The sequence below is a fragment of the Kluyvera genomosp. 2 genome (assembly GCF_036759865.1).
Lineage (GTDB): Bacteria > Pseudomonadota > Gammaproteobacteria > Enterobacterales > Enterobacteriaceae > Kluyvera > Kluyvera ascorbata_B.
Genome location: NZ_JAPKIA010000038.1, coordinates 1 through 3,802, shown reverse-complemented (window position 1 = coordinate 3,802; position 3,802 = coordinate 1). Strand labels below are relative to the sequence as shown.

The following is a 3,802-nucleotide window of genomic DNA, read 5'->3' as shown; positions in this document are numbered from 1 at the left end:
CTCCGGATGAATATGATGATCTCATATCAGGAACTTGTTCGCACCTTCCTTAGGATTTTCGCCACTGAATAAATTATAATAAATTGATTTTATAAGATATTCGTCATGGGCTATATGACCAGTACGAGTTGCATGCTCTAATGTTTCAGATGCCAGTATATGTGCGGCTTCAGCAAACATCCCAGGCCAACCCTTACTCAGCATAGACAGTCCTTTAAGGACTCTTATCTGAATCTCCCTCATACTCGCACCATCACGTGCAACAGGTAAGAAAAAGTCTTCCAGTAGGTCTTTGATCTGAAGTGGCGCAACATGTACTGAAGGATATATCACTTCAGTTTCATCTATTTTATTCTGCGCGTAAGCGGAGAGTATTCGAACACCTCTGCCAATGACATCAATCGCAGTACCGGGATCGTTTACTGCGGGCGAAAGGGCCCTGCAGGCTATTTCGGCCATGACGCTGAGACAGAATCGGGGATCCTGAGCAAATGAACGCACATCCGAGACAATGATCGTTTCAAGTAAATCGGTACAGATTGATGACTCCTGACCAGAACTCAGGTACAAAACTGGCATCGATGGATGTATGAAACTGCCTGGCTGCGCCACAAGATATACATGACGAGGATCATTGCTCAGCAGACTGCCGAGCTTGACCATGTCAATATATTCAACATAGCCAATTTTCTCCGGATATACGGCAACAGTTCCTTTTGGTTGTTCATTGTTCTCAAGCCATGGATATCCGCCAAGACATGGACTTTTTGCTCTCGCAATAAATGTCTCGATCGCCGCCTGTTCTACTTTTGCTGTTGTCTCACCTACCCTGCCCAGAGAGGTCAAATGCTGTATCCAGCGAAGCAATGTGATGATTATTAAGGCAATGACAACCAGTGTTACAATGAATAAAATGACTCTACCCCTTTCTCCGTAGGCTCCCATATTGAGGGCAATAATCCCTACCAGGCTGAAGAGAAAAGAACCGATAAAAGTGGCCAGTACATTTTGTGTGGTTACGTCTTCTACAACTAAACGCGTGGCTCTGGGCGTCACATTAGTAGTGGCTGAACCGTAAGCGGTGACCATTATACTCAGTGAAAATGTGGTCACCGCCAGCATACTCGATGCCAGTATGTTCAGAATATTATCAACTGCTTCCGCACCAACCTTCACTGATACTGACTCTGGGATCATTGATCTAAAAAGAATAGATAAAAGGGCCGTTATTATTGCTACCATTGCAAATAACGTTGCCCTGAACCATAGTTTTTTAAGTGTCTGCCTGAGAATCCATTGCCAGCGTAAAATCATTCAGCATATCCTTGTATTAAGTTCGGGAAAATAAATGCCGCCCGGCAGGACGGCATTTTTGTATTAACGAACGAGGTGCAGGAAGTGCAGGTGTTTTTCGTACTGGTCCAGTATGTCATTAATCAGCTGTTCCTGATTCCAGCCCATCACATCATAGTTTTGACCGCCTTCTTTCAGATAGACCTCAGCGCGATAATATCGATGTTGCTCAACCTGCTGCTCGTCATTGTCCATTGCAGCCATGGCGAAAGCCGGTGAGTTATAGCCACGAAGTCTCACTTCATAAATAAAGTTCAGCTCATTGCCCAAATCGACTTCAAGCCGAATTCGTTCGTCATCAGTATCACTTATATGGCTTATCGTTCCCTGTTTATTCAGTTCTTCCTGAACCAGCGTCATGGCGGGCTGGATAACGTCGCCCATAAAGCGTTTCACAAGAGAGCGCTTTGGCAGATAAGCGATATTGCGCAAGCGTCTCTGCCATGGAATCGGGTTACGCGCTGCAGTCGGAGCAATAGTCGCCATGCTCAGGCTTTCACGCTTGGTCAAATCCCGACGCAGGGCTTTTAATAATCCGTATATGGATATCAGTAAAATCACTGAGAAAGGTAATGCGCTCGCTATTGTCACGGTTTGCAGCGCGCTCAGTCCCCCCGCAATCAGCAGTGCGATTGCCACAATCCCTATGAGCGAGGCCCAGAAAATTCGCTGCCATACAGGCGTGTTAGCGACGCCACCCGATGCCAGCGTATCAACAACCATTGCCCCGGAGTCAGCCGAGGTGACAAAGAAGACAATGACCATCGCCATTGCAATAAATGACAGCACGGAAGAAAACGGGAAATGCTCCAGGAAATTAAACAGGGCCAGCGCGACATCCTGCTGAACGGTATTGGCGAGATCAGCCGCCCCCTGGTGCATAATGAGATAGATTGCGCTGTTACCAAACACCGTCATCCACATGAGCGTGAAGCCGGCGGGAACAAACAGCACGCCGGTGACAAACTCGCGAATGGTTCGACCGCGCGAGACTCTTGCGATGAACATCCCCACAAACGGCGACCATGAAAGCCACCATCCCCAGTACAGTAATGTCCAGCCCCCCAGCCAGTTGCTCGACTTAGGTTCATACGCATAAAGGTTAAAAGTTTTACTCACCAGTTCAGAAAGATAACCGCCCGTATTTTCCACAAATGACTTCAGCAGAAGCACGGTTGGTCCCAGACACAGGACCAGCGCCAGCAGCAGCACTGCCAGGCCCAGGTTGAGCTCAGACAGTATACGTATTCCCTTGTCCAGGCCGGACACCACCGAAATCGTCGCTAAACCAGTGATGACAACGATTAGAATCACCTGCACCGTTTCATTAATAGGCACCCCGAAAAGATGATTCAAACCAGCATTCACCTGCAAAACACCGTACCCCAGCGATGTCGCAACGCCAAAGACGGTGCCAATAACGGCGAAAATATCAACCGCATGGCCTACAGGTCCGTATATGCGCTCGCCAATAATGGGATAAAGTGCGGAACGCAGCGTTAAAGGCAGACCGTGACGGTAACTGAAAAAGGCCAGGATCAGTGCCACAATGGCATAGATTGCCCATGCGTGCAGGCCCCAGTGGAAGAACGTCAGGCGCATTGCTTCCTTCGCTGCCGCAACGGTCTCTGGAGTGCCGACAGGAGGTGAAAGATAATGCATCACAGGTTCAGCAACGCCAAAGAACATCAGGCCGATCCCCATCCCTGCCGAGAAAAGCATCGCAAACCAGGAGTGATAGCTAAAATCAGGCTGCGCATGGTCCGGACCCAGTTTGATATCACCGTAGCGTGAGAGTCCCAGGAACGAGACACTCAGTAGAATCAGGGCCACTGCAAGGATGTAGAACCAGCTGGCATTCGTGAAGATTTGTTGCTGAAGTAGTTTAAAATTTTTGTCGGCGACATCCGGGAATACAGCGGCAAAGGCGACAAGAAGGAAAATTAACAAAGCAGATGTAAAGAATACCGCTTTGTTAATCTGGCTTTTAGACTTCTTTTGGATTGTATCATTTTCACTCATAATCATTTATTCCATTAATTAAAATCCGCACTGTATAGAGGGTACTACATCTCAAAGATTAGCAAACTTCAACTTACGATGCGGCGTCAATCGGAATGCAGAGTGCAAGAGTGGCCATACAGATATCCTGTTGATAGTCTGCCAGCCGTCTTCTGGAGCATTTGATTTGCATAAATTGCATCAGATCTGGGGATTCACTTTGATTAGAGCAATATTGAGAATGACTTACTAACGTCTGATGTTGCGTAAAGCGGGCTTTAAGGATGGTCGCAATGTCAGAGGTAAGGACAGACGTTCAGGATGCAAATAATCAGTGCCGGTTCGTCGCTGATTTTCCTTCAGGCTGACTTGTCCAAAACGAGTAACAATCGCCGGTGATGCTGCCAACTTACTGATTTAGTGTATGATGGTGTTTTTGAGGTGCTCC

At 47.4% G+C, this 3,802-nt stretch carries 2 protein-coding genes; both read right to left on the bottom strand.

What is annotated here, in order from left to right; translation table 11 throughout:
* Positions 1–21: 21 nt before the first annotated feature.
* The gene (locus tag V6942_RS23300; protein WP_023304011.1) at positions 22–1,314 is read right to left on the bottom strand and encodes a DUF2254 domain-containing protein; all 1,293 of its coding nucleotides are present in this window, start codon (positions 1,312–1,314) and stop codon (positions 22–24) included.
* 63 nt (positions 1,315–1,377) lie between these two features.
* Positions 1,378–3,375, bottom strand: a complete 1,998-nt coding sequence (locus V6942_RS23295; protein WP_008502232.1) for a BCCT family transporter — start codon at positions 3,373–3,375, stop codon at positions 1,378–1,380.
* Positions 3,376–3,802: the final 427 nt, after the last annotated feature.